This window comes from Brevundimonas sp. EU05-FHT14B11, assembly GCF_058790835.1.
The window spans coordinates 569,581-594,328 of the sequence record NZ_JBYTCY010000003.1 but is presented as its reverse complement, the minus strand read 5'-3'; the positions used below and the strand labels follow the sequence as shown (position 1 = coordinate 594,328).

Sequence of the window (24,748 nt, the reverse complement as noted above, 5' to 3'; positions counted from 1 at the left end):
CAAATCCAACGCTCCCATCCTCGGCTTCCGCGGGCGCTCTGGTTGAGCTTCAGCCTCGCGTCCCGACGACCTGACTCTTTCTTCTGAACCCCTCTTTGGCGCGGGACCCTTCGGTCGCGCGCTCAAGCCTTTTTCTCCAACCCCAGAGTTACATGACCGACACCCTCACCCCCACCCGCGACGACTTCTCGGCGCTGCTCGACGAAACCCTTCAGGGCCGTGACCTCGGCGAAGGCCAGGTCGTCCACGGCCGCGTCGTCGGCATCGAAAAAGACATCCTGATCATCGACGTCGGTCTGAAGACCGAAGGCCGCATCCCGGCCCGCGAGTTCGGCATCGGCGAAGGCGCCGTCATTCCGAAGCTCGGCGACAACGTCGAAGTCTATCTGGAGCGCGTCGAGAACGCCCTGGGTGAAGCGGTCATCAGCCGCGACAAGGCTCGCCGCGAAGAAGCCTGGACCCGCCTGGAAGTCGTGTTCGCCGACGGCCAGCCGGTCAACGGCACCATCGTCGGCCGCGTCAAGGGCGGCTTCACCGTCGACCTGGGCGGCGCCTCGGCCTTCCTGCCGGGCAGCCAAGTCGACATCCGTCCGGTGCGCGACGTCGCCCCGCTGATGGGCAAGGAACAGCCCTTCGCCATCCTGAAGATGGACCGTCCGCGCGGCAACATCGTCGTCTCGCGTCGCGCCATCCTGGAAGAAGCCCGCGCCGAACAGCGCACGGAGCTGGTCGGCCAGCTGCAAGAGGGTGAAGTCCGCGAAGGCGTCGTCAAGAACATCACCGACTACGGTGCGTTCGTCGACCTGGGCGGCATCGACGGCCTGCTGCACGTCACCGACATGTCGTGGAAGCGCGTCTCGCACCCGTCGCAGGTCCTCGCCGTCGGCGACACCGTCAAGGTCCAGATCGTCAAGATCAACCCGGACACCCAGCGCATCTCGCTGGGCATGAAGCAGCTGCAGGCCGACCCGTGGGACGGCGTGGAAGCCAAGTATCCGGTCGGCGCCAAGATGTCGGGCCGCATCACCAACATCACCGACTACGGCGCGTTCGTTGAGCTGGAAGCCGGCGTTGAAGGCCTGGTCCACGTCTCGGAAATGTCCTGGACCAAGAAGAACGTCCACCCGGGCAAGATCGTCTCGACCTCGCAGGAAGTCGACGTGGTCGTGCTGGATGTCGACGCCTCCAAGCGCCGCATCTCGCTGGGCCTGAAGCAGGCCCAGGACAACCCGTGGGACGCCTTCGTCGCCAACAACCCGATCGGCTCGACCGTCGAGGGCGAAGTCAAGAACGCCACCGAGTTCGGCCTGTTCATCGGCCTAGACAACGACATCGACGGCATGGTCCACCTGTCCGACCTGGACTGGAACGTGTCGGGCGAAGAAGCCATCCAACGCTACCGCAAGGGCGAAACCGTCAAGGCCAAGGTCCTGGACGTCGACGTCGAGAAGGAACGCGTCTCGCTGGGCATCAAGCAGCTGGGCGGCGATCCGATGGAAGGCGACACCTTCAAGAAGGGTCAGCAGATCACCGTCACCGTGACGGCGATCGAGACCGGCGGCATCGAGGTCAAGTTCGGTGAAGACGACGCTCCGGCGACCGCCTTCATCCGCAAGTCGGACCTGTCGCGCGACCGCAACGAGCAGCGCACCGAGCGCTTCTCGGTCGGCGACCGCGTCGACGCCATGGTCACCGGCATCGACAAGGCCTCGCGCCGCGTCTCGGTGTCGATCAAGGCCCTGGAAATGAAGGACGAGGCCGAGGCCATCGAACAGTTCGGGTCGTCGGACTCCGGCGCTTCGCTGGGCGACATCCTGGGCGCCGCCCTGCGCGAAAAGGCCGGCTCCAAGGACTAAGTCTCTTCGTCATCGACGAAAAAACGATCAGGCGGCCGGAGCGATCCGGCCGCCTTTTTCGTGCTCAAAGCCTGAGGGCGCGGCGGAACTCGTGTACGGTTTCCGTCCTTTAACCTACAATTCGCGGGCTTGACGGACGGTTGGGCCTTTTTCGCCGGGCGCGCGAGAGATAGGGTGGGCTTGCATCCCGAGACTGGATGCAGCCGTATGGGTACGGGCTGGGGCTGAACAGGGCGGGGGCTGCATGATCAAATCCGAGCTGATCGAGAAGCTCGCGGCCGAAAACACGCATCTGACCCATGCTGAGGTCGAGCGTGTCGTGAATGTCGTGCTGGGCCGCATGGTCGAGGCGCTGGGCGACGGCGGTCGCGTAGAGCTTCGCGGTTTCGGAGCCTTTTCCGTTCGGGGCCGTCCGGCGCGCGCCGGCCGCAATCCGCGCACCGGCGAGTCGGTCGAGGTGCCCGCTAAGGCGGTTCCCTTCTTCAAGAGCGGCAAGGAGCTGCGCGAGCGGCTGAACGCCACCGACTGACAGGACGCCCCATGGGACTGGTCACCGAGTTCAAGGAATTCATCGCCCGCGGCAACGTCATCGACCTGGCGGTCGGCGTCATCATCGGCGCGTCCTTCGGCAAGATCGTCACCAGCCTGGTCGAACAGGTAGTCATGCCGCCGATCGGCCTGGCGCTGGGCCGGGTCGACTTCTCGAACCTGGAATGGGTGCTGGTCCCCGAAAATCCGGCGACCGCCGAGATCGAGAAGGTGGCGATCCAGTACGGCGCCTTCATCAACACCGTGATCCAGTTCCTGATCGTCGCCGTCGTCATCTTCCTGATGGTGAAGCTGGTGAACAAGATGCGCCGCGAGCAGGCGGCGGCGCCGGAAGCCCCGGCCGCGCCGACCCCGACCGAGGCCCTGCTGGCGGAAATCCGCGACGAGCTGAAGGCTCGCCCCTAGCCCTGAAAGCCGTCTAGGCCTTGGAAGCGGTCGCCGGGGCGGCCCTCGGAGCCCGTGCGCCGCGCGCCGCGCGTTCGAGCGGGACGGGCCGCAGGCAGATCGCATAGTCCCCGTCATAGGGCGTGGGCGACCACAGGGCCGGATCGGGCGCATCCTCTGAAAACTGGACGTGGCAGTGGCCCCAGCCGCCTTCGCGGCGGGCCGTGCGGGCGAAGTCGCCGAGCCGGAGCAGGTCCCGCGGCGTGACCATGGGCAGCCGCAACTTGGCCGCCCCCATGGCGCGGGCGGCGTCGCGCAGGGCCGTCATCAGAACCGGGATCGCGTCGGCGTGGGGCTGCAGGGCCTCCAGGTCGATGACCTCCAGCACCGGCGGCTCGAGGATGTTCGACTTGGCCATCATGGCCATGGCGTAGGCGACGACGGCGCCGTCCCGCTCGAAGGCCAGTATCAACGGGCGCTGGGACAGGTCGGGGTCCTGCAGACGCCACCGCTGGATCTCCGGGCTGCGGTCCGCCAGCAGCCGCCCCTCGTCCGTCAGCGCCTGCCAGAAGGCGGCGTAGGGCGAGGCGTCGCCGAAATCGGCCAGCAGGCTGACCCCGGGCGGCAGGGCGGGACGGGCGACACGGCCCAGCCGGTCGTTCATCAGCTGCTCGCCCAGTCCCGACACGGCGCGGGGCGCGGCCGCATACAGCCGCCGCCACAGGCGACTGAGGGCCAGGGGCAGGGGATCGACGACCCAGCTCAGCTTCAGCGCATGAGTCTGTTCAGGCCAGGCCAGCATGCCGTGGCGAGCGTAGAGGGGCTGGGAGGTGGAATTGGCGTTGAGGGTGTAGCGGACGAAGACATCGGGCTGGGAGGTGAAGGTCTTCAGCATGTGGCGGCTGGTCCCGCGCACGCTGGCCGTGACGATGATCGAGAAGCCCGTCGCGCCGTGCAGTCGTCGCCCGCCCAGCCGGAAACGCTGGATCAGGTTGCCGACGTGGGCGGCGGGTTCGCCGTCGGGGCCGTCCGCGACCCAGCCCGCCGGCGCGCCGATGTCCAGCCGGGCCGGGTTGGCGTGCAGCCACCGCCACCCGGCCAGCGACCGTTCCGGCCAGCCCACGCTGCGGTGCAGGTCCTGCACCCTTGGATAATCCGCTTCTACGATCTCTCTGAGCGTCATGGCTGAGCTGTATCGTTTCGGGAGCGGGGCGCGCTCCACGGCGGTAAACGTGCAGGGAGCGGGCCAGTTCTACAATCACGGGTATATGCGTCTCCACCGGAACGGGAGGGGCGGAATCCGGTTTGACTCTTCGTGGATGAGAACAAATAATGAACATTCATCTTTCATGGTCGCCATGTCCCCCTTTCCCGCCGCATCGCCGGAGCCGTTTCCCGAGGCCGCCGCGCCTCTGGAGGAGGCGTGCGCGTCGACGCCGCGGGACATGGCGGCGACCGTTCTGTTCGCCCTTTCGCGGCGACGGGAGGACGACGGGCGCCCGGCGCTGATCGCCGCGCCCCGGGCGTGGTTTGGGGAGTATGGCCGACTCTATGGCCCCGGCCTGGCCGGGACGGCGCTGATCCTGACGCCCGTGTCGACCGCCGCCGAGGCGCTGTGGGTGCTGGAGCAGGCCCTGCGGTCGGGGGCGGTGTCGCTGGCGCTGGGGGCGGTGGACGGGGCCAGCCTGGCCCAGACGCGGCGGCTGGACTTCGCCGCCCGGGACGGCGGTTCGACCGGATTGATGCTGCCGCGAAGCCTGGATGGCCTGAGCGCGGCGCGACGGCGCTGGCGCGTGTCGGCGGCGCTGTCCGCGCCCGACGCCGACGACCCGCGGGCGCCGGGACAGGCGCGCCTGATCGCGGAGATGACGCGGGGCCGGGGCGAACGTCCCGGCGCCTGGATGCTGGAGCAGGATGATGAGACGCATCGTCTCCGTCTGGCTGATCGACTGGCCGGTTTCGGTCCGGCGCCGATCGCTGGAACGGGCGCGGCGTCCGGCCTCGCCGCCTGACCCCGCCCTGGACCCGCAGACCCCGTTCGCCCTGATCCTGAAGAACAGTCGGGGCGCGGCGGTGATCCACGCCCTGAATCCGGCCGCCCGCGCCGCCGGCCTGCGGCGGGGCCAGACCCAGGCCGACGCCCTGGCTATGATCCCGCACCTGCTGTGCCGGCCCGCCGATACGGCCGCCGACGACCGGGCCCTGGAGGCGCTGGCGGTCTGGGCCGAGCGCTGGTCGCCGTCGGTCAGTCTCGATCCGTCCGGCGAGGGGCTGGAGGGGCTGTTCCTGGACATCACGGGGGCGGCGCACCTGTTCGGCGGCGAGGCGGCCCTGCTGGCGCAGATCCGAACCCGGCTGGCCGAGGCGGGGACGGTCGCGCGGGTCGCCCTGGCCCCGACGCCGGGGGCGGCCTGGGCGCTGGCGCGCTGGGGCGAGGGCCGGGATCCGGTCGCCACGGACGAGACCGTCTCCGACCTGCTGGCCGACCTGCCGGTCGAGGCGCTGCGGCTGGACGACCGCACCGTCACCGGCGCGCGCCGGCTGGGGCTGAAGACCATCGGCAGCCTGTACACCATGCCGCGCGCGGGTCTGGCGCGGCGCTTCCGGGACGGCGACGCCATCGGCCTGGTGCGGCGGCTGGATCAGGCGCGGGGGTATGTCGGCGAGGCCTTGACGCCCGTGCGCCCGCCCGCCCGCTATCGGGTCTGGCAGGCCTTCGCCGAACCCCTGGGCGACATCGAGGGCGTGGAGGCGCGCCTGCCCGAACTGGCCGCCGACCTGACGCGAGCGTTGGAGAGGGACGGGCAGGGGGCCAAGGCCCTGACCCTGACCGGCTTCCGCTCGGATGGGCTGACGACCGGGCTGTCGGTGCGCATGGGACGACCGGGGCGCGAGGTTCCGATCTGGATGCGGCTGTTCCGCGAGGCCGGGTTCGGACGGCTGGAGCTGGGCTTCGGCCTGGACGCGCTGATGCTGACCGCCGACCTGACCGAGCCCATGGCGGCGCGGCAGGGGGCGCTGGAAAGCGAGGCGGAGGCGAAGCAGGCCGAGAGCCTGGCGGCCCTGATCGACCGGCTGACCGCGCGGCTGGGCGAGGACCGGGTGCTGACGCCCGAACCGGTCGACAGCTGGATTCCGGAGCGCGCCGAGCGGCTGGTCCCCGCCTTGGGCCGGACTCCGGCGGCGGACCCGGCGGAGGCCGGTCGCCGCCCCCTGCTGCTGCTCGATCCGCCCGAGCCGATCGATGATCCGCTGTTCGACCTGCCCGAGGGGGCGCCCGCGCGCTTCACCTGGCGCCGGGTCAGCCGCCGGGTCGTGCGGGCGGAGGGGCCGGAGCGGCTGTCGCCCGAATGGTGGCGGCCCCGTCCCGACGGGCGCGAGGTCCGCACCCGTGACTATTACCGCGTCGAGGATGGCGAAGGCGGGCGCTACTGGCTGTTTCGCGAGGGGCTGTACGGGCGCGAGGAGGGTCGCGCGCCGTCGTGGTGGATGCACGGAGTGCTGCCGTGACGGTCTGGAACGGCGAATACGCCGAGCTGGGGGCGATGACGAACTTCAGCTTCCTGGAGGGGGCGTCCCACCCGGGCGAGATCATCCATCAGGCGAAGGCGCTGGGAATCGCCGCCGTGGGCGTGGCCGACCGCAACACCCTGGCGGGCATGGTGCGGGCGCTGATGGAGGCCGAGAAGGTCGGGCAGCAGCTGGTGATCGGGTCGCGGCTGGTGTTCACCGACGGGACGGCCCTGATCGTCTTCCCGCGTGACCGCGCCGCCTATGGCCGCCTGTGCCGTCTGTTGTCGCTGGGCAAGAGCGAGGCCGTGCCGCAGCCGGGCGCGGACCCCGAAGGCGAGCGGATCGAGAAGGCCGAGACCCGGCTGACCTTCAAACAGGCCGTGGGGCTGGGAGAGGGGATGATCGCCCTGGCCCCCGCGCCGGAGACGCCCGACGCCGCCTTCGAGACCCGGTTGGCGGCGTGGCGGGCGGCCTGGCCGGACGATCTCTACCTGGCCGCCGCGCCCCTGTGGCGGGGGGACGATCGGCGCCGGCTGAACCGGCTGGCGGCCATGGCCCAGCGCACGCGCGCGCCGATGATCGCCACCAATGCGGTGCTGTATCACCACGCCGACCGGCGCATGCTGCAGGACGTGCTGACCTGCATCCGCGAGGGCGTGACCATCGACAAGGCCGGACGGCGGCTGCGGGCCAACGCTGAGCGCGACCTGAAGACGCCCGCCCGCATGGCCCACCTGTTCCGGGGCCATGAGGCGGCGCTGGAGCGGACGATGGAGGTGGCGCGCGCCTGCAGCTTCTCCCTGCGCGAGCTCAGTTATCAGTACCCGGACGAACCGGTGCCGAAGGGCTGGACTGCGCAACGCCGCCTGATGCGCCTGGCCTTCAGGGGCGCGAGGGAACGCTGGCCCGAAGGCGTTCCGCCGAAGGTGCGGATCCAGATCCGGGACGAGCTGAAGCTGATCAAACTGCTGAAGTATCCGAACTACTTCCTGACCGTGCACGACATCGTCGCCTGGGCGCGGGGGCAGGAGAAGCCGATCCTGTGCCAGGGACGGGGGTCGGCGGCCAATTCCGTGGTCTGCTTCTGCCTAGGCGTCACCAATGTGAATCCGGCCGAGCAGGACGTGCTGATCGAACGCTTCATGTCGGCCGACCGGGACGAGCCGCCGGACATCGACGTCGATTTCGAGCACGAGCGGCGCGAGGAGGTGATGCAGTACGTCTATCGCCGCTATGGCCGGGATCGGGCGGCTATCGTGGCGACCATCATCCACTACCGCCCCCGCTCGGCGATCCGCGACGTGGGCAAGGCGCTGGGCCTGACCGAGGACGTGACCGCGCGCATGGCGGATACGGTCTGGGGCTCCTGGGGCGATGCGGTGAAGGACGAGCATGTCGATCGCACCGGCCTGAGCCGGGACGACGCGCGGATGCGGCTGGCGCTTCAGCTGACGGCCGAGATCATCAAATTCCCACGCCACCTGAGCCAGCATGTCGGCGGCTATGTGCTGAGCCAGACGCCGCTGCTGGAGATCGTGCCCATCGGCAACGCGGCCATGGACGACCGGACCTTCATCGAGTGGGACAAGGACGACATCGACCATCTGAAGCTGATGAAGGTCGATGTGCTGGCCCTGGGCATGCTGACGGCGCTGAGGCGCGGCTTCGACATGATCGCGGACAGCTATGGCCGCCGGCTGCAGCTTCACACCGTCCCGCAGGACGACGCCGAGGTCTACGGCATGCTGTGCAAGGGCGATTCCGTCGGGGTCTTCCAGGTGGAGAGCCGGGCCCAGATGGCGATGCTGCCCCGGCTGCGGCCCGAGGTCTTCTACGATCTGGTGGTGGAGGTGGCGATCGTCCGGCCGGGGCCGATCCAGGGCGGCATGGTCCATCCCTATCTGAAGCGGCGTCGGGAACGGCGCGAGGCGCGGGCGCGGGGCGAGCCCTATGAGATCGACTATCCCAGTCCGTCCCCGGAGCATGGTCCGGCGGACGAGCTGAAGCAGGTGCTGCACAAGACGCTGGGCGTGCCGCTGTTCCAGGAACAGGCGATGCGGATCGCCATGCAGGCGGCGAAATATACGCCCGCGGAGGCCAACAGCCTGCGCCGGGCCATGGCCACCTTCCGGCACATGGGCACGATCCATGAGCATGAGACCCGGTTCGTCAGCCGCATGATCGAGCGCGGCTACGACCCGGATTTCGCGCGAAGCTGCTTCGACCAGATCAAGGGCTTCGGGGAGTACGGCTTCCCGGAGAGCCACGCCTGTTCCTTCGCCCTGCTGGTCTACATCTCGGCGTGGATGAAGCACCACTATCCCGAGGTCTTCGCCGCCGCCCTGCTGAACAGCCAGCCCATGGGCTTCTACGCCCCCGCCCAACTGGTTCGGGATGCGAAGGATCATGGGGCCGAGGCGCGCCATCCGGACGTGAACATGAGCGACTGGGACGCCACGCTGGAACCGGCGCCGGGTGAGACGCGCCGCGCCCTGCGCCTCGGCCTGCGATCGATCGACGGGTTCAAGAAGGCTTGGGCCGAGGCGATCATGACGGCGCGGGCCGAGGGGCCGTTCGCCGACCTGGACGATCTGCGCCTGAGGGCGCGGCTGACGCCGGCGGCGATGGACCGGCTGGCCGAGGCGGACGCCTACGGCTCGCTGAAGCTGACCCGCCGGCAGGGGATGTGGGCCGCGCGTGGGGCGCCGCCGGTCGCCGGGGCGCCCCTGTTCGAGGCCATGGGCCTGCGCGAGGCCGACGGCCGCCCGCCCGAGGCCCTGCCCGAACTGGCGCCGTCCGAGGAGGTGGTGGGCGACTACCAGACCCTGCGCCTGTCGCTGAAGGGGCATCCGGTCAGCTATCTGCGCGACCGGCTGGCGCAGGCGGGGGCGCAGACCGCGGCGGATTATCCGCAAACGGCGAACGGCAAGCGGGTGGCCGTCGGCGGGGTGGTGCTGGTGCGCCAGCGGCCCGGCACGGCCAAGGGCGTCTGCTTCATGACCGTGGAGGACGAGACCGGGGTCGCCAATCTGGTGCTGTGGCCCGACGTCTTCGAACGACTGCGCCCGGTGGCCATGGGCGCGCGGATGGTGCTGGCGCGGGGCAAGGTGCAGACCGCCGAGGGGGTGACCCATCTGGTCGTCGAACAGCTGGAGGACTGGACTCCGATGCTGGGCCATCTGAGCCCCGACGCGGCCCCGGGCTCAGGCCATGCGCCCACGCGCGGGCGGCATCCGAGGGATGTGCGGGTGCTGCCGGGATCGCGGGATTTCCACTGAGCTGAAAACAGGCCTCAGGCCGCTCTTCGATGCAGGATCAACAGGCTCGCGCACTGTCTGCCGTCGAGATGTTCTACCACCGCGCCCTTGGGCAGATACCGTTCGAGCGCTGCGAGCTTGCGGCGGAAGGCCGGCGCGTCGTCGTACTGGAAGCAGGCCACGCCGTTCTGCATCTGCAGCTTCGCCGCTCCGAGTGGGACCCGCCGCGCGATGTCATGCAGGCGGATGTCGGCATCCCTGATCCGCCCATCGGAGGGATGCGCGTCCTTCAGCTTGATGAGGGTGGTAAAGGCGCCGGCCGGTGGGCGCTCGCCGACGGCCAGATTGCAGGCCTGGAGTTTGGCTGATGCGTCTTCGAGGCTGATCCTGCGCGCCTGCGGGGTCTGCCCGATCGTCTCCTCATCGCATGATTGGTTCACCGGGAAGATGAAGGTCGAACCCTGCGCCTCTTCACAGACGGATGCGTCAAGTTCCTGCGCCAGCCGATAGAGACTGTCCGCGGCCAAGCCCGATGGCGTGGGAACCTGACAGGCCGCGGCGGCCTGTGGCCGCTTCACACCGACGGGCAGCGGTTCTTCTCGCCCGCAAGCGGTCAACGCACACAATGCGCCCAGAGCAATCCAGCGGATCATGCGGCCCCCCGCTAAAGACTACCCCTTACGGTGCCAGCGCCACTTCCAGATGCGGTAGCCGATGATGGGGGCGAAGCCGCAGATCAGGGCCGCGGCCAGCACCGTCCAGAAGCCGCCGCCCAGCCAGAACTCGCCCGCCAGCGCCCCGACCACGGCCGCGAGGAGCGGGCCGAGCCAGGGTAGCCAGTGGGGCGGCCGCACCTTCATTCAGGCATCGACCTTGATGACGCCGCGACGGATCTGGTCCAGCTCGATCGAGTCGAACAGGGCCTGGAAATTGCCGTTGCCGAAACCCTCGTTGCCCTTGCGCTGGATGATCTCGAAGAAGATCGGACCGAAGGTGTCCTGGGTGAAGATCTGCAGCAGCAGGCCTTCCTCGTCCGAACCGTCGATCAGGATGCGGTTCTTGCGCATCCGCTCCACGTCCTCGCCGTGGTTGGGCAGGCGTTTGTCGATCAGTTCGAAATAGGTCTCGATCGTGTCCTGGAAGGCCACGCCGCGCGCCTTCATGGCCTCGACGGTCTCGAAGATGTTCTCGGTCGTCAGGGCGATGTGCTGGATGCCCTCGCCGTTGTAGCGACGCAGGAACTCCTCGATCTGGGAGTTGTCGTCCTGGCTTTCGTTCAGGGGAATGCGGATGGCGCGGTCCGGCGCGATCATGGCCTGCGAGAACAGGCCGGTGGCCTTGCCCTTGATGTCGAAATACTTCTGCTCTTCGAAGTTGAAGACCGAACCGTAGAAGCCTGACCAGGTGCGCATCTCGCCGCGACGCACGTTGTGGGTCAGGTGGTCCAGGATCTCGAGACCCATCGAATTCTTGCGCTCGGCCTCTTCCCAGCCCTCGATCTCGTCCCAGGCGTCGTAGAGCGAGCCGTTCTCGCCGTACTGGTCGATGACGTAGAGCAGCGAGCCGCCGATACCCTGCAGGATGTAGGGGTAGTCGTTCCCCAGCGCGCCGCCGGCGACGCCTTCGGCCTTGCGGGCGCCACGTTGCAGCGCGCCCTCGAAGGCGGCCTTGGCGTCGGCGACGCGGAAGGCCATGCCGTTGGCCGACGGACCGTGATCGGTCGCGAACTCGCCCGCCTGGCCCTTGGGCGACAGGTTGACCAGCATGGTGATGTCGCCCTGCTTTAGGCGGACGACGTTGTTGGCCGGGTTCACGTGGGTGCGGGTGAAGCCCATCAGTTCCAGGCGGGCGACCATGGCCTCGGGCTCGGGGCCGGTGAATTCGACGAACTCGAAGCCGTCGACGCCGAGGGGATTGTCCTGATCGATACGGGCGGCGTCAGTCATGTGGCGTCTCCTGAAGGGGTGTCGGCGAAGGCCGATCTTGTGGGGCGGAACCTAGTGTCGCGGGGCGGTGAAGCCAAGGTGGCGCCGGACACAGGTTCGTGGGTCCTTCTCCCTCCCCCGAAGTGGGGAGGGATGTCGGCGCGTAGACGACAGGGTGGGGTTCGTATCCGAGCGCTCGGTTCCCCACCCGTCTCGCTTCGCGAGCCACCCTCCCCAGACGGGGAGGGAGAGGCTTTGCTCAGTTCGGCCGGCCCACGACGGCGTCGACCGAGTTGGTCGTGACCGGGTGATAGCCGGGACGGGCCTGGGCGTAGATGCGGGTGGCGATGGGGCGCCCCCATTCGTACTGGGCCCACAGGCTGGTGAAGAGCGGCAGCACGAATTTGCGGCGGCCCTGGGTGGTCAGGAAATGCTCCAGCGTCGGCACGGCGGGCTGGTAGCGGTGCTGGACCGCGATCTGCAGCCAGGCGAACAGGACCTCGGCGTTGCCTTCGGTCTTCAGGTGCAGGGTCGATTCCAGGTCGGCGAGCTGGGCGTCCGAGAACCAGCGGCCGCTGGCCGGCGGCACGGGCGGACGCCAGGCGAGGAAGCGCTGGCGCTCCTGCGTCGACCAGTTCGCCCACGGAACGGCCGAGGCCGGGCCGCCGGCGGCGAAGGCCCGCGCCGCCGCATCGACCGGAACGAAGGCGTTGGATACCGGCGGCCGCCAGTTCGACGGCATGCCCGGCTGGTAGATCCAGGCGTCCATCATGATCTGGTCTTCCAGCGCCTTGGTGGTCACCAGATGCGCGCGGATGTCCTGGAGGAACAGTTCGGTGGTCATCGGGCGGAAGGCGTTGCGCTCGAAATAGCCCTTCAGCCAGGCGTCGAAGCGCTCGCGGCCGACGATGCGCTCGATGGTGCGCAGGAAGGCGGCGCCCTTCTCGTAGGCGACGTCGGTCAGGCCCTCGTCCGGATCGCGGCCGTCGAGTTCAAGCTTCAGGCGGGTGTCGGCGGGCGGCAGGTCGGCCAGCGTCGTCTGCAGGTCGCCCCAGCCCAGGGATTGCAGCATCAGCGCCCGGTCGGGGCCGTACAGGGCCTCCATGATCCGGTTCTCGAAATAGACCGTGAAGCCTTCGTTGAGCCAGAAGTCGGCCCATGTGGCGTTGGTCACCAGGTTGCCCGACCAGCTGTGCGCCAGTTCGTGCGCCACCAGCGACACCAGCGATTGGTCGCCGGCGATGATGGTCGGGGTGGCGAAGGTCAGGCGCGGGTTTTCCATGCCGCCGAACGGGAACGAAGGCGGCAGGACCAGCAGGTCATAGCGGCCCCAGCGGTAGGGGCCGTAGAGCTGTTCGGCCACGTCCACCATGCGGGCGGTCGGGACCAGTTCATCGTGGGCGGCGCGCAGGCGCGACGGCTCGGTCCAGACCCCGGTGCGTTCGTCGATCGCGGCGAAGTCCACGTCGCCCACGCCGACGGCGATCAGATAGGGCGGGACCGGATTGGTCATGCGGAAGCGCCAGGCCTTGCCGCCCTCGACCGGTTCGCCGTCCGTGGTCAGGGTCTCGGCGCTCATCACCACCTTGAGGTCGGCCGGCGCGACGATGCGGGCGTCCCAGGTCTGGCGGATGCCGGGGCTGTCCTGGGTCGGAACCCAGGTGCGGGTCAGGATCGCCTGCCCCTGGCTGAACATATAGGGCTTGCGGCCGCCCGCCGTCTGGGCCGGGGTCAGCCATTGCAGGGCGGCGGCGTCCGGGCGGGTCGAATATCCGATCACGACCTTCTGCGTCGCACCGGCGGCCAGCGCCGGGAAGCGGATGGTCAGGGCCTGGCCGAGGATCGGATCGGAGGGGCCCGTGCTGTGCTGCAGCGCCGCGCCCGAGCCGTCGGTGACGGTGCGGATGTCGAGGTTGCGGACGTCGAGGATGACCTCGGTCGCGCCGGGGACGCCCTGGATGTCGAGGGTGGCCGTCCCGGACAGGGTGTTGGTCTGGAAGTTCGCGGCCAGGTCCAGCGCGACGTGGCGGACGTGGGCGATCTCGGGCCGGGCGTAGGAGTGGACGTCGCGCACATACTGGATCGGCGCGGTGGCCGAGGCGGGCAGGGGCGGCATGTCGGAGCCGGAAGCGGTCATGGCGCATCCTCCCAGGGCGGTGGCGAGCGCGAGCGCGGAGACGAGGCCGAGGGTCCGGATCATGGTGCGTCCTTCCTGTGGCCCGCCGCCGTTCGGGCGTATCGAGGCCGTGTTCTTTTCGCTGGCCGGACAACGCCCCGGCGCAGCGAAAAGATCAAGAGGCGCGCGCGACGGGCGTCAGATGTTTGGCGCGGAACAGGTGGCCCCGCTCTGCGATCAGGACGAAGACCAGGGCCAGAACGCCCATGACCGTGAAGCCCAGCGCCATCGGAGTGGCCGAGCCGTTGAAAGACTGGCCGATGGCGAAGCCCATCAGCGAACCGATGATCGTGGAGATGAAGCCCTGGGCCGAGGAGGCGGTGCCCGCGATATGGCCCATGGGCTCCATGGCCATGGAGCCGAAATTGCCGGCGATGAAGCCGAAGCAGAACATGGTCAGGGCCTGGAGGATGGCGAAGGTCCAGATCGACTCGTGGCCGCTCAGGTTCACGGCGCTGTGGATCACGCCCATGGCGATGAAGCCCAGCAGGGCGGTGTGGGAGATCAGGCGCGAGCCCAGCTTCTCGACGAAGCGCGAGTTCAGCAGGCTGGCCACCGCGATGCCGCCGGCGATGGCGGCGAAGATGGTGGTGAACAGCTCCGGCGCCTTGAAGACATCGTAGAAGATCTGCTGGCTGGAGTTGATGAAGCCGAACAGCGCCCCGGTGATGCAGGTCATGGCCAGGGTGTAGCCGATGGACACCCGGTTGGTGACGGCCTCGCGGAAGGCGCCGGCGATGCGGCGGGCGTTGATGGGCAGGCGGTCTTCCGGATGCAGGGTCTCGGGCAGGCGGATCGCGGCCCAGGTCAGGACGACCGCCCCGAACACAGCCAGCACGCCGAAGACCCAAGGCCAGGGCGCGACGGTCAGGATCAGCTGGCCGACCGTCGGCGCCAGGATGGGCACGCCCAGGAAGACGAGGAAGCTCAGCGACATGACCCGCGCCATGGTCCGGCCGGAGTAGCGATCGCGCACGATGGACACGGCCAGCACCCGGGTGGCGGCCGCGCCGATGCCGGTCGCGACGCGGGCGGCGATCAGCAGGCCGAAATTCGGGGCGAAGGCGCAGGCGACGGCGAAGACGACATAGATCAGCAGGCCCGCGATCAGCACCGGCTTGCGGCCATAGCGGTCGGCCAGCGGGCCGTACACGATCTGGGCCCCGCCGAAGCCGAGCAGATAGGCGGTGATGACCCACTGGCGGCTGTTCTCGGTGACTACGCCGAGCGCCTCGCCGATGTTGGGAAGGGCCGGCAGCATGGAATCGATGGCGAGCGCGTTCAGCGCCATGAACATGGCGATCAGGCAGACGAACTCGGGGAACCCCGGGCCCTTGGCGGCGGGCGGGGCGGCGTCGGGCGTGGGGGAGGTCATCGGGGCCACATGCGGTCGGGGTGCGACAATCGCAACCGGTGGGCGGTGAAAAGATCGACGGAGTGGCTATAAGGCCGCCCATGACCGTGACCATCTTCCACAATCCGAACTGCGGCACCTCGCGCAATGTGCTGCAGATGATCCGCGACGCGGGCCAGGATCCGCAGGTGATCGAGTACCTGAAGACCGGCTGGACGGCCGAGGGGCTGAAGGCGCTGCTGGCCGAGGCGGGACTGACCCCGCGTGAGGCGATGCGGACCAAGGGCGAGGCGGCTGGGGCGCTGATCGGCGAACTGGGCCTGCTGGAGGCGGGCGTCTCTGACGACGCCATCCTGGCGGCCATGGTCGCGCATCCAATCCTGGTCGAACGGCCGTTCGTCCGCACGCCGAAGGGCACGGTGCTGGCGCGGCCGAAGGAAACGGTGCTGGACGTTCTCTAGCGTTTCTTGCCGGGCGAACGGCGGTCTGCTTACCCTCCGGAGAGAGCAATCGGGGGATTGACCACATGTCCAGACTCATCGCCGCAGTCGTGCTGATCGCCGCTGTGGGCGCAGCCGCCTGCACGCCGACCTATGTCGCGCCGAAAGGCGCGCCGACCGCCCATATCGCGCTGACGCGCGGGGCCCTGACCGACGCTGATCACGCCGAGCTGATGGTGTCGAACGCGGAGTGGTCGCGGCGGGCGAACATCTCTGGCGGACTGCTCTTCGCCTATGACAAGCCCGAGGTCATCGCGGCCGGCGTCCCGATGTATTTCGAGTTGCAGACCGAGCGGACCGCGGGCGTCACCATGATCTTCTGCGGCTCGCATTTCGTCTTCGTGCCGGCGGCGGGCCATAGCTACGTTGTGTCGCCCAACGAGGCGGGGACGCGCTGTTCGCTGACCCTGACGGACGCCGCCACGGGCCGGACGCCCGACACCTTCCGCGTCGAGCCGGTGCAGGAAGGCTGGAGTCCGGCAGACTGAACGGCGGCGCCCAGGCCGCAAACAGGCCACGCTGGCTGGTCTTTGCGAGTGATTATCGATATTAGACGAGCCCCTGTTTCACCCGGTTCGCGGCGTTCATGTCCTTCCGCCCCCGCCAGAGCACGACCGCCACGCCGGGCGGGCATGTGTTGGCCTATGCGCTGGTCGCGGCGGCGCACGTGGGCGGGCTGGCGCTGTTCGGCCTGCAGGCGGCGCCTGAGCTGATCGGAGGGGCCGCGCCGGTGATCAACCTGACGCTCATGCCGTCGCCCCGCTTCGACTCGCCGACGCCGCCCTCCGCCGCGGCGAAGGCCGAGCGCCAGGCCGGGGGCGCCGCGCGGCCCCAGGCCGCGGATCGCCCCCGCGCGCACCTGACCCCGGCGGTGTTTCCGGCGGAGCTGACCGTTCCGCTCTCAGTCCAGCCGCAACCCTCCGAACAGGCGCGCCGCCCGGATGACAACCGCACCGACGCGCCCGGCCCGGCGGGTCCCGGACGCGCGGGCGACCGGGGCCAGGTGACCGCGGACGCCGCGACGCCGGGCGCGACCCAGGGCGGCGGCGGGCAGTCGCTGGGCGCCGCCGCGGCGGCCGACACCGACACTTGGTCCGCCGAGGTCCTGGCCTGGATCGAACGCCACAAGCGCCATCCGGGCGGCGCGCGCGGCGTCGTGACTGTGAGTTTCCAGCTGGATCGCCGCGGTCGGGTGCACCGGCTGCGTCTGGTGCGTTCCAGCGGCGTCAGGGCGCTGGACCGGGCGGCGCTGGACCAGATCGCCGCTTCCCAGCCCTTCCCGCGACCGGCCCCCGGCGCACGCTGGAGCCTGCGCGACTTCACGGTGAACATCGACTACCGGGCCAGGGGCGCCGCCTAGCATCAACCTGGAGCGAAATTTGAGCGAGTTGGACATCGCCCAACTCGACCGACTTCGCTTCAGAGGGCTTCCAGGTAGGCGACCAGGTCGTCGATCTCTTCGTCGGTCAGGTTCAGCGGCTCCAGCATCGGATCGGTGATCGGATACATCGGGTCAGTCTCCGATCCGGCGGGCCGACGCGGATGCGCTCCGCCAGCATTGTAGAAGCGGACGATGCCTTCCATCAGCGGGAACAGGCCGTTGTGCATCCATGGCCCCGTGCGCGAGACGCCCAGCAGGCTGGGGGTGCGGAAGGCGCCGACGTCCTGGGGACGTCCGGTGACGTGATAGCGCCCCAGATCCTCGTGCTCACGGCCATAGAATGTCAGGCCGAGGTTGTGGAATTGGCCGTCGCTGAACGCCGGGCCGCTATGGCAGCTGGCGCAGACGGCCTTGGTGCGGAACAGGTGCAGGCCGCGCAACTGCTGGTCGTTGAGCGCGCGTCGGTCGCCGCCGATGAACCGCCGCCAGCGGCCCTGGCCCGGACGCAGGCTGCGCTGGAAGGTGGCCAGCGCCTTGGCGATGCGGTCGATGGTTACCCGGTCGTCGCCGAAGGCGGCGCGGAAGGCTTCGGCATAGGTCGGGTCGGCGGCGATGCGCGCCTCGATCTCGGGCAGGGCGCCGGCCATCTCCAGCGGATCGACCAGGGGGTGCAGGCTCTGGGCCTCCAGGGTGTCGGCGCGGCCGTCCCAGAACAGGATCGGCATCCAGGCGGCGGGGGCGACGGACGGGGCGTTGCGCTTGCCGCGCCGGCGGTCGTGACCAAAGGAGGTGCGCACGCCGTCGGCGAAGCCCAGCTCGCGCGCGTGGCAGGAGGCGCAGGCGATCTGGCCCGAGGCCGACAGGCGCGGATCGTCGAACAAACGCTGGCCCAGCGCTGTCTTCTCGGCCGTCACCGGATTGTCCGCTGGGGTCATGGGCGGGGGCAGGGGAGCGAACTCGGTGAAGACCGCGCCGGCCCTCAGGGTCGGGGCGGGCCAGGTCTCCGGCGCCCCGGCGTAGGCGGCGCGCAGGTCTTCCGTCGTGGGCGTTTCAGACACGACGGCGCGAACGACCGCCGCTGAATCCTGCGCGCGCACGCTGTCGAACGCCCAGGCCCCGGCGATCAGGCCGATCGCCAGGACGACGGACGCCGGAGCGGCGCGCCAGGGAATGTGTCTCAGTAGCGGAATTTCACGGACGCCCATGCATTGCGGCCCAGTTGGTACGGCTGCGCCGGCGAAATGTAGTTGTCGTTCAGCACGGTGTTGAACAGGTTGTTGACCCGGAGATCGAGGGAGACGCTTCCGTAGGCCGTGCGGGCCACGTCGACCTGGGTCGACAGGTTCACGTCCACCGAATCCTTGATGTCGACCTTGCCGTAGACGTCATAGCTGACGCCGCCGACGGTGGTGTTGACGCCGGTGTCGGCGACCCGCTGGTAGCCCTCGCGGTAGCGGGCGTTGACGTTGGTGCGCACGCGTCCGTCGAACCAGCGCGCGCTCCAGTCCCCGTTCAGGATGAAGGGAGAGGCGTAGTCCTGCAGCTGGTTGTCGGCGATGGCTTCCAGGAGATCCACGACCTGGCCGTTGTAGAAGACCTTCTGGCCGGACAGCTCGACCTCGTCGGCCATGGTGAAATAGCTGAGGTTGGTCGCGTCGGTGTGGGAGAAGTTGGTGCTCATCGTGAGCGTGTGGTCGTCCCCGAAGCGGCGCGTGTATTCCAGCGACAGGCCGCGGTAGCTGCGCTCGCCGTCATTGGTGGCCGTGTAGACGCTGCGGGTGGCCGTCGTGCCGGTCTCGCGGTCGTAGATTTCGGTGGTGCGGACCGAGCGCGCGATCATGTCGCGGGTGTCGCGCAGCACGCCCTTGATCCGGTACTCGCCGCCGATCCAGGCCAGCGGTCCGGTGAGGGCCAGGGTGGCTTCGTCCGAATGCGGAGTGTCCAGGCCGAGACCCGAATAGCGGTTGCTGTCGGTGTGGCTGCTCAGGATCCAGTTGTCGCTCCAGCGGCGCTCGGTTCCGACGATGGTGGGGGTGCGGGTGTAGGTGCGCGTCACCCCGGCGCCCTCGCGCAGGGCGTAGCCGACGAAGCTGCGGTTATAGTAGCGGTTCAGGCCCGCGGTCAGGTTCATTCCGGCCCAGGGCAGGTCGCGGGAGACGGACAGGCGCGGCGCGATGTTGTGATTGTCGAGGAAGTCCTCGTGGTCGTAGCGCAGGCCCGCGCGGACGTCGAAGCCGGCCAGATCGACCTGGTACTCGGCCCACAGGGCGTAGGCGTTGATCTCGGCCCGGGCGTCGAAGGCGCCGTAGCGCAGCTGGGTCGTCAGGGCGTAGGAGCCGTTGCGGCAGGCCAGGCTCTCGCCCTTCACGCAGACGGTGTTGACGCTGATGTTGCTGGTCAGGTGCGAGATCAGCTCCTGCGGCCGCTCACGGTGCGCCTTCATATTGGAGACCTCGAAGCCGACGGACAGGTTTCCGAGGCCGAGCGGTTGCGCCCAGTCGCCCCTCAGGCGGATGTCGTCCTGCTCCTGGATGAAGTCCCCCGCCGCGCCGATGGTGCAGGACGTCGTGGCGGAGCACCCCGCCATGCCCGGCGCGGCGGTCGAGATGTTGAACGTGCCCCACGGCGCGTCGCGGGTGTTGTCCGTGTTCGCATAGGTCAGGTCGAGGCTCCAGGCCGCGGTCCCGCGCTCGCCGTCCAGCCCGATCCGGGCGGTCAGTCCGCCGCCGTTGGAGGTGATCAGGTTGTCGTAGGCGGTGTTGGTCTGGCGGGCCTGGCTCTCATAGGGCGTGTAGTTGACCTGGCCGGTCAGGGTCACCGTGTCGGCGAGATCGTATTCGGCCTTCAGCAGGACGTTCTCGCCCTTGCTGCGCAGGTTGAACGCGCCGTAGGCCAGATAGTTGTTGCCGGGGAAGTTGGTGACGGTCGAGGTGCTGCGGTTATAGCCTGCCAGCAGGCGCAGCCGTTCGTTGACCGGCAGGTCCGCACTGAAGCCGAAGCGCTCCTTCTCAAACTCGGGCGTGGCGGGCATGGCGCCCGATCCGATGGCGGTGCGGGCCAGGTCGGAGACCCGGTACTCGGCCATGCCGTCGCTGGTCAGGCCGTAGTAGGTTTCGAAGCCGAACACGTGCGACGGGGCGCGGGTGGCGATCTCGACGACGCCGCCGGTGAAGTCGCCGTAGCGGGCCGAGATGTTGGAATCCCGCACCGTCAGCTCGCCGACCAGGCTGGCGTCGACCCAATGGGTCTGGGCCGAGGCGGCGGCGACGCCGAAGCCGGTGAAGTCGCCCGCACCCTCATCGCCGTCGTACATGTAGGAGTTCACGCCGACGCCATCGAGGACGAACAGGTTCTCGTTCACCGAGCCGCCCGAGATGGAGATGGTCTCGGGGCGCAGGTCCTGCAGGGACTCGCGGCTGGCGGCGCCCGCCGAGTTGCTGAACTGAACCGTCGGCAGGATGCGCAACAGGCTGTTGACGTCGCCCGAGCCTGGGGCGCGGCTGTCCACCGCCTCGCGGTTCAAGGTCGTGGTCCCGGCCTCCACGCCCGTGCCGTAGACCGGCGCGGCGGGGGCGGCGCCGGAGTCGTCGATGACCACGGTAGGGATGGGCTTGGGCGGCGTCTGCGGCGCTGCTTGGGCCGCCGCGCCGCCAGCGTGGGCCAGCAGGGCGACCGCAGCCGCTGACGAAAGAAGATGACGCATGACCATGGATGCACCCCGCAAACTGACTGGGCGGGTCGGTTATCCGCGATCAAATGAATTTGCAAATCATTATCAATGACCGCGACGACAAAGCCACGCTTGGGCACGTCGCGGGCGTGTAATCCGCGCCCGAGCCCTAGGTCTGCAGCCGGTATCCGACCCCGGGTTCGGTGGAGATCCAGCGGGGCTGGGCGGGGTCGGGCTCCAGCTTCTGCCGGAGCTGGCCGACGACGACGCGCAGGTACTGGGTGTCGGCGGCGTGGGCCGCGCCCCAGACGGCGGTCAGCAGGTCCTTGTGGCTGATCACCTTGCCGGCGGCGCGGGCCAGCTGAGCCAGCACGTCGTATTCCTTGGGCGTCAGGCGCACCTGTTCGCCCGCGCGGGTGACCAGGCGGCGGTCCAGGTCGATGACCAGGTCGCCGACCGTGATGGGGCCGTGCGGCTGGTCGGCGCCCGTCTTCAGGCGCAGGGCGACGCGCAGTCGGGCCAGCAGTTCGCCGACGCCGAAGGGCTTTTCGACATAGTCGTTGGCGCCGAGGTCGAGCGCCTCGATCTTCTCGGCCTCGCGGTCACGAGCGGAGAGAATGATGATCGGACCCTGATAGAATTCGCGAGCACGGAGCAGCACGTCCTTGCCGTCCATGTCGGGCAGGCCGAGGTCGAGCACGACGGCGTCGGGGTTCCACAGGGCGATGGCGCGCAGGCCCTCCTGTCCGCTGTCGGCGCGTTTCGGATCGAAGCCGGCGGCGTCCAGCGCGGGCGACAGGAAGCGGTGAATCTGCGCTTCGTCGTCGATGACCAGGACGGTGGTTCTAGCGGCGGACATAGGCCCAAGCGTTTTCAAGCGAAGTGTGAGCGGTTCGCGTCAAGAAAACGCGTCTTGCTGGAGTGATCATAGCAGGTCCCGGTGGGTGGCGATGGCCTTGGGCAGGCTGATCAGCACGCGGGTGCCGTGATCATCGACGATGGGGCTGGCGGCGGCGATGCGGCCGTTCATCGCCTCGACGAAGCCCTTGGCGATGGCGAGGCCCAGCCCGGCGCCCTTGGTCCGGTCCGAGGGTTCCTCCATGCGGCGGAACTTGTCGAACACCCGCTCCAGTTCGGCGGTGGGGATTCCCTTGCCCTCATCCTCGATGGAGATGACGACCGAGCCGCGATCCTCATAGGCGGCCAGTTCGATGCGGGAGCCGTCGGGGCTGTAGGCGATCGCGTTCTCGAGAATATTGACCACGGCCTGCTCCAGCAGGCCCTCGTCGACCATGATCATGCTGAGGTCGGCGGGGAAGTCGCGGGTCAGGGTGCGCTTGTCGAGGCGGCGCGAGATACGCCCGGCGGCGGCGTTCAGCACATCCCGCACGTCGGTCCAGTCGGACTTGATGTTCAGCCCGCCGCCCTCAAGCCGGGTCATGTCCAGCAGGTCACCGACGTAGCGGTTCAGCCGTTCGGCCTCTTCGCGGATGCTGAGCAGCAGGTCGGCGCGGATCGCGGGCGTCAGGGTGTCGCCATAGTCGATCAGGGTGGTCGCGGACCCCAGCACGGTCGACAGCGGCGTGCGCAGGTCGTGGCTGACCGAGTTCATCAGGGCGCCGCGGAAGCGGTCGGTCCGTTTCAGGGTCGCCGTCTCCAGCGCCTGTCCGGCCAGATCGGCGCGCTCGATGGCGACGGCGCCCTGGTCGAGGATGGCCAGCGCCAGCCGCTCTTCGTCCGAGCCGGGCGCCAGGGCGTCGGCCTCGATGCCGGCCACGCCCGAACGGCCGCGCACCCCCTGCAGGGGGCGGAAGGTCCAACTGGTCTGGGGCAGGGTGCCGGTGCCGTGGCCGGCGGGTTCGCCCTTCTCCCAGGTCCAGCGCGCGGCGGCCATGGCGGCGGCGCCGAGCTGGAGCGGCGGGTCGACCGGAGGCGCGGAGGCGGCGACCATCAGGTCCTCGCCCTCGGGCAGCAAGACGACGGCCTTGGCCCCAGCGGCGGCGGAGGCCTGTTCAGCCAGGGCCCGGGCGGTGGCGCGGGCGTCCTCGGCGCCGGACAGGGTCTGGCTGGCGGCCAGCAAGGCCGAGACGGCTGAGGCGCGGCGCTGGGCGTTGCGGACCTGTTCGCGCACCCGTCCCGCCAAGGCGCCGGTGGTCAGGGCCACGGCCCAGAACAGCACCAGGGTCAGCAGGTCGGTGGGGGAGCCGATCGCCAGGCTGTACAGCGGGCGCAGGAACAGGAAGTTGTAGACGAGGAAGGCGGCGGTCGCCGCCGCCAGCGCGGGGCGAAGGCCATACAGCACGCCGGCGCCGACGACCGCCGCCAGGTAGATGACGCCCAGGTCAACGCGTTCGAAGCTGCGGTCCAGCACGGCGCCCAGACCGGTGGCCAGCAGCACCAGCCCGACCCCGACCGCATAGCCCGTCCAGCCCGCGTGGGAGGCCGGCGGCCACAGGCGGAGGCGGCGCTCTGGCGCTTCGCCGCCCGCATCGGTGATGATGTGGACGGCGGCGCCCTGGGCGGCGCGCAGCAATTCGGCGGCCAGCGACCGGCCGAGGAAGGCGCTGAAGCGGTTCTCGCGCCCGCGCGCCAGGACGATCTGGGTGATGTTGTTGCGGCGGACGTAGTCCATGACCGTCCGCACCACGTCGTCGCCGCTGAGCCGCACGCTGCGCCCGCCCAGCTGTTCCGCCAGCTTGACCGCCTCGTTCAGGCGCGCGGCGCCGACCGCGTCGGCCACACCGCCGCTGGGCCGTTCGATGTGGGCGACGGTCCAGGGGGCGTCCATCATCATGTCGGACATGCGCCGTCCGGTGCGGACCAGGGTGGCGGCCATGGCGTCGCCGCCGATCAGCACCAGGATGCGCTCGCCCGCCGCCCAGGGACCCTCGACGCCCTTCTCGCGCAGGGTGGCGACCAGCTGGTCGTCCACCGTCTGGGCGGCCCGGCGCAGGGCCAGTTCGCGCAGGGCGGTCAGGTTCTCGACCTTGAAGAAATTCTCGGACGCCAGCCGCGCGGTCTCGGGCACATAGACCTTGCCCTCGCCCAGCCGCTTGCGCAGCTCGTCGGGGGTGATGTCGATGACTTCGATGTCGTCGGCGCGGCTGAGCACGCTGTCCGGCACGGCCTCGCGCTGGCGCACGCCGGTGATGCGCAGCACCACGTCCGACAGGCTTTCCAGGTGCTGGACGTTCAGGGTGGTCCAGACATCGATCCCGGCGTCCAGGATCTCCTCCACGTCCTGCCAGCGCTTCGGATGGCGCGAGCCGGGGGCGTTGGAGTGGGCGTATTCATCGACCAGAAGCAGACCCGGCCGGCGGGTCAGGGCCCCGTCGATGTCGAACTCCATCAGGGCGCGGCCACGATAGTCGATCGGCTGACGGGCCATGACCTCCAGCCCCCGCAGCAGGCTTTCGGTCTCGCGGCGGCCGTGGGTCTCGACCACCCCGACCACGACATCGCCGCCCTCGGCCTTTCGGCGGCGGGCGGCGCGCAGCATCTCATAGGTCTTCCCGACGCCGGGAGACATGCCCAGAAACACCTTCAGCCGCCCACGCTTGCGGCGGGCGGCTGGCGATGCGGACGGGTCGGGTCCAGTCATGGTCAAGGGGCCGGCAGCTCCGCGTCGAGAGCGCGGTTGGTCATCAGCACGTTCACGCGCGGCTGGCCGATGAAGCCCAGGGTGGGCTGTTCGACGTGCCGGCCGATGATGCGCTGGACCTGTTCCACCGAGACGCCCCGGGCCGTCGCGATGCGCGCGGCCTGCAGCCGAGCGTAGGCCGGGGAGATATCCGGGTCGAGGCCCGAACCCGAGGCGGTGACCGCATCGGCGGGGATGACCCCGGCCCCGTTCTCAGCCCGGATCGCGACGGCGCGCTCGGCGACGGCGGTCTTCAGGTCCTCGTTGAGGGGGCCGAGGTTCGAGCCGGACGAGGCCGAGGCGTCATAGCCGTCGCCCGCCGCCGAGGGGCGCGGGTGCAGGTAGCGGCCTTCCGCGAACGGCTGGCCGATCAGGGCCGAGCCGCGCACCGTGCCGTCCCGGTCGCGGATCAGGCTGCCGTTCGCCTGATCCGGGAAGGCCAGCTGGCCGATGCCGGTGACCGCCAGTGGATAGGCGACACCGAGCAGCAGGGTGAAGAGGCCCGTCATGACCAGGGCCGGACGCAGTTGGGAGATCATGTCA

Annotated in this window: 20 protein-coding genes; 9 read left to right on the top strand and 11 right to left on the bottom strand. The window is 69.4% G+C overall.

Annotation, left to right across the window (positions count from 1 at the left end; all coding sequences use genetic code 11):
- The first annotated feature begins 152 nt into the window (after window positions 1-152).
- From rpsA to mscL, 3 genes are all read left to right on the top strand, one after another.
- Window positions 153-1,856 carry a 30S ribosomal protein S1 gene (gene rpsA, locus AC3WRV_RS16225; protein ID WP_291835092.1) on the top strand — a complete coding sequence of 568 codons (1,704 nt, stop codon included), beginning with the start codon at window positions 153-155 and terminating at the stop codon, window positions 1,854-1,856.
- 244 nt (window positions 1,857-2,100) lie between these two features.
- The gene (locus tag AC3WRV_RS16220; protein WP_291835090.1) at window positions 2,101-2,385 is read left to right on the top strand and encodes an integration host factor subunit beta; all 285 of its coding nucleotides are present in this window, start codon (window positions 2,101-2,103) and stop codon (window positions 2,383-2,385) included.
- 11 nt (window positions 2,386-2,396) lie between these two features.
- Entirely contained in the window at window positions 2,397-2,810 is a 414-nt protein-coding gene (gene mscL / locus AC3WRV_RS16215) for a large-conductance mechanosensitive channel protein MscL (RefSeq protein ID WP_291835088.1), read from the top strand.
- A gap of 13 nt (window positions 2,811-2,823) precedes the next feature.
- Here mscL and AC3WRV_RS16210 read toward each other — a convergent pair whose 3' ends face one another.
- Entirely contained in the window at window positions 2,824-3,933 is a 1,110-nt protein-coding gene (locus AC3WRV_RS16210; protein ID WP_492314052.1) for an N-acetyltransferase, read from the bottom strand.
- 214 nt (window positions 3,934-4,147) lie between these two features.
- On the opposite strand from AC3WRV_RS16210, the gene AC3WRV_RS16205 reads away from it, so the two are divergent.
- Genes AC3WRV_RS16205 through AC3WRV_RS16195 form a run of 3 tightly spaced genes read left to right on the top strand, consistent with a single transcriptional unit; the run spans window position 4,148 to window position 9,580 of the window.
- Entirely contained in the window at window positions 4,148-4,801 is a 654-nt protein-coding gene (locus tag AC3WRV_RS16205; protein WP_492314051.1) for a hypothetical protein, read from the top strand.
- Window positions 4,707-6,299 (top strand): Y-family DNA polymerase, encoded by a 1,593-nt coding sequence (locus AC3WRV_RS16200; protein WP_492314050.1) that lies wholly within the window; start codon window positions 4,707-4,709, stop codon window positions 6,297-6,299. Before AC3WRV_RS16205 ends, AC3WRV_RS16200 begins: the two co-directional genes overlap by 95 nt.
- The gene (locus AC3WRV_RS16195; RefSeq protein WP_492314049.1) at window positions 6,296-9,580 is read left to right on the top strand and encodes an error-prone DNA polymerase; all 3,285 of its coding nucleotides are present in this window, start codon (window positions 6,296-6,298) and stop codon (window positions 9,578-9,580) included. Before AC3WRV_RS16200 ends, AC3WRV_RS16195 begins: the two co-directional genes overlap by 4 nt.
- Window positions 9,581-9,594: 14 nt before the next feature.
- Here the strand turns inward: AC3WRV_RS16195 and AC3WRV_RS16190 are convergent, their stop codons facing one another.
- From AC3WRV_RS16190 to AC3WRV_RS16170, 5 genes are all read right to left on the bottom strand, one after another.
- Window positions 9,595-10,212 (bottom strand): hypothetical protein, encoded by a 618-nt coding sequence (locus AC3WRV_RS16190; protein WP_492314048.1) that lies wholly within the window; start codon window positions 10,210-10,212, stop codon window positions 9,595-9,597.
- An 18-nt stretch (window positions 10,213-10,230) separates the two neighbouring features.
- Complete coding sequence (locus tag AC3WRV_RS16185; protein ID WP_291839156.1) at window positions 10,231-10,419, bottom strand: hypothetical protein; 189 nt, start codon at window positions 10,417-10,419, stop codon at window positions 10,231-10,233.
- Window positions 10,420-11,505, bottom strand: a complete 1,086-nt coding sequence (gene hppD / locus AC3WRV_RS16180; protein ID WP_291839162.1) for a 4-hydroxyphenylpyruvate dioxygenase — start codon at window positions 11,503-11,505, stop codon at window positions 10,420-10,422.
- Window positions 11,506-11,743: 238 nt separating this feature from the next.
- Window positions 11,744-13,684 (bottom strand): M1 family metallopeptidase, encoded by a 1,941-nt coding sequence (locus AC3WRV_RS16175; RefSeq protein WP_492314047.1) that lies wholly within the window; start codon window positions 13,682-13,684, stop codon window positions 11,744-11,746.
- 91 nt (window positions 13,685-13,775) lie between these two features.
- On the bottom strand, window positions 13,776-15,035 hold the full coding sequence (locus tag AC3WRV_RS16170) for a multidrug effflux MFS transporter (RefSeq protein ID WP_291839167.1): 1,260 nt from the start codon (window positions 15,033-15,035) through the stop codon (window positions 13,776-13,778).
- Between the two features lie 80 nt (window positions 15,036-15,115).
- On the opposite strand from AC3WRV_RS16170, the gene arsC reads away from it, so the two are divergent.
- From arsC to AC3WRV_RS16155, 3 genes are all read left to right on the top strand, one after another.
- Complete coding sequence (gene arsC / locus AC3WRV_RS16165) at window positions 15,116-15,475, top strand: arsenate reductase (glutaredoxin) (RefSeq protein ID WP_492314046.1); 360 nt, start codon at window positions 15,116-15,118, stop codon at window positions 15,473-15,475.
- Between the two features lie 65 nt (window positions 15,476-15,540).
- Entirely contained in the window at window positions 15,541-16,002 is a 462-nt protein-coding gene (locus AC3WRV_RS16160; RefSeq protein WP_291839174.1) for a hypothetical protein, read from the top strand.
- Window positions 16,003-16,100: 98 nt separating this feature from the next.
- Window positions 16,101-16,874 (top strand): energy transducer TonB family protein, encoded by a 774-nt coding sequence (locus AC3WRV_RS16155; protein ID WP_492314045.1) that lies wholly within the window; start codon window positions 16,101-16,103, stop codon window positions 16,872-16,874.
- A 59-nt stretch (window positions 16,875-16,933) separates the two neighbouring features.
- Here the strand turns inward: AC3WRV_RS16155 and AC3WRV_RS16150 are convergent, their stop codons facing one another.
- From AC3WRV_RS16150 to kdpC, 5 genes are all read right to left on the bottom strand, one after another.
- On the bottom strand, window positions 16,934-18,100 hold the full coding sequence (locus AC3WRV_RS16150) for a cytochrome-c peroxidase (RefSeq protein ID WP_492314044.1): 1,167 nt from the start codon (window positions 18,098-18,100) through the stop codon (window positions 16,934-16,936).
- The gene (locus AC3WRV_RS16145; protein WP_492314043.1) at window positions 18,073-20,598 is read right to left on the bottom strand and encodes a TonB-dependent receptor; all 2,526 of its coding nucleotides are present in this window, start codon (window positions 20,596-20,598) and stop codon (window positions 18,073-18,075) included. Before AC3WRV_RS16145 ends, AC3WRV_RS16150 begins: the two co-directional genes overlap by 28 nt.
- A gap of 136 nt (window positions 20,599-20,734) precedes the next feature.
- Entirely contained in the window at window positions 20,735-21,424 is a 690-nt protein-coding gene (locus AC3WRV_RS16140; protein ID WP_291838579.1) for a winged helix-turn-helix domain-containing protein, read from the bottom strand.
- A 66-nt stretch (window positions 21,425-21,490) separates the two neighbouring features.
- A complete protein-coding gene (locus tag AC3WRV_RS16135; RefSeq protein WP_492314042.1) occupies window positions 21,491-24,166 on the bottom strand; it encodes a DUF4118 domain-containing protein in 2,676 nt (891 codons plus the stop codon).
- Between the two features lie 2 nt (window positions 24,167-24,168).
- Window positions 24,169-24,744, bottom strand: a complete 576-nt coding sequence (gene kdpC / locus AC3WRV_RS16130; RefSeq protein ID WP_492314041.1) for a K(+)-transporting ATPase subunit C — start codon at window positions 24,742-24,744, stop codon at window positions 24,169-24,171.
- Window positions 24,745-24,748: the final 4 nt, after the last annotated feature.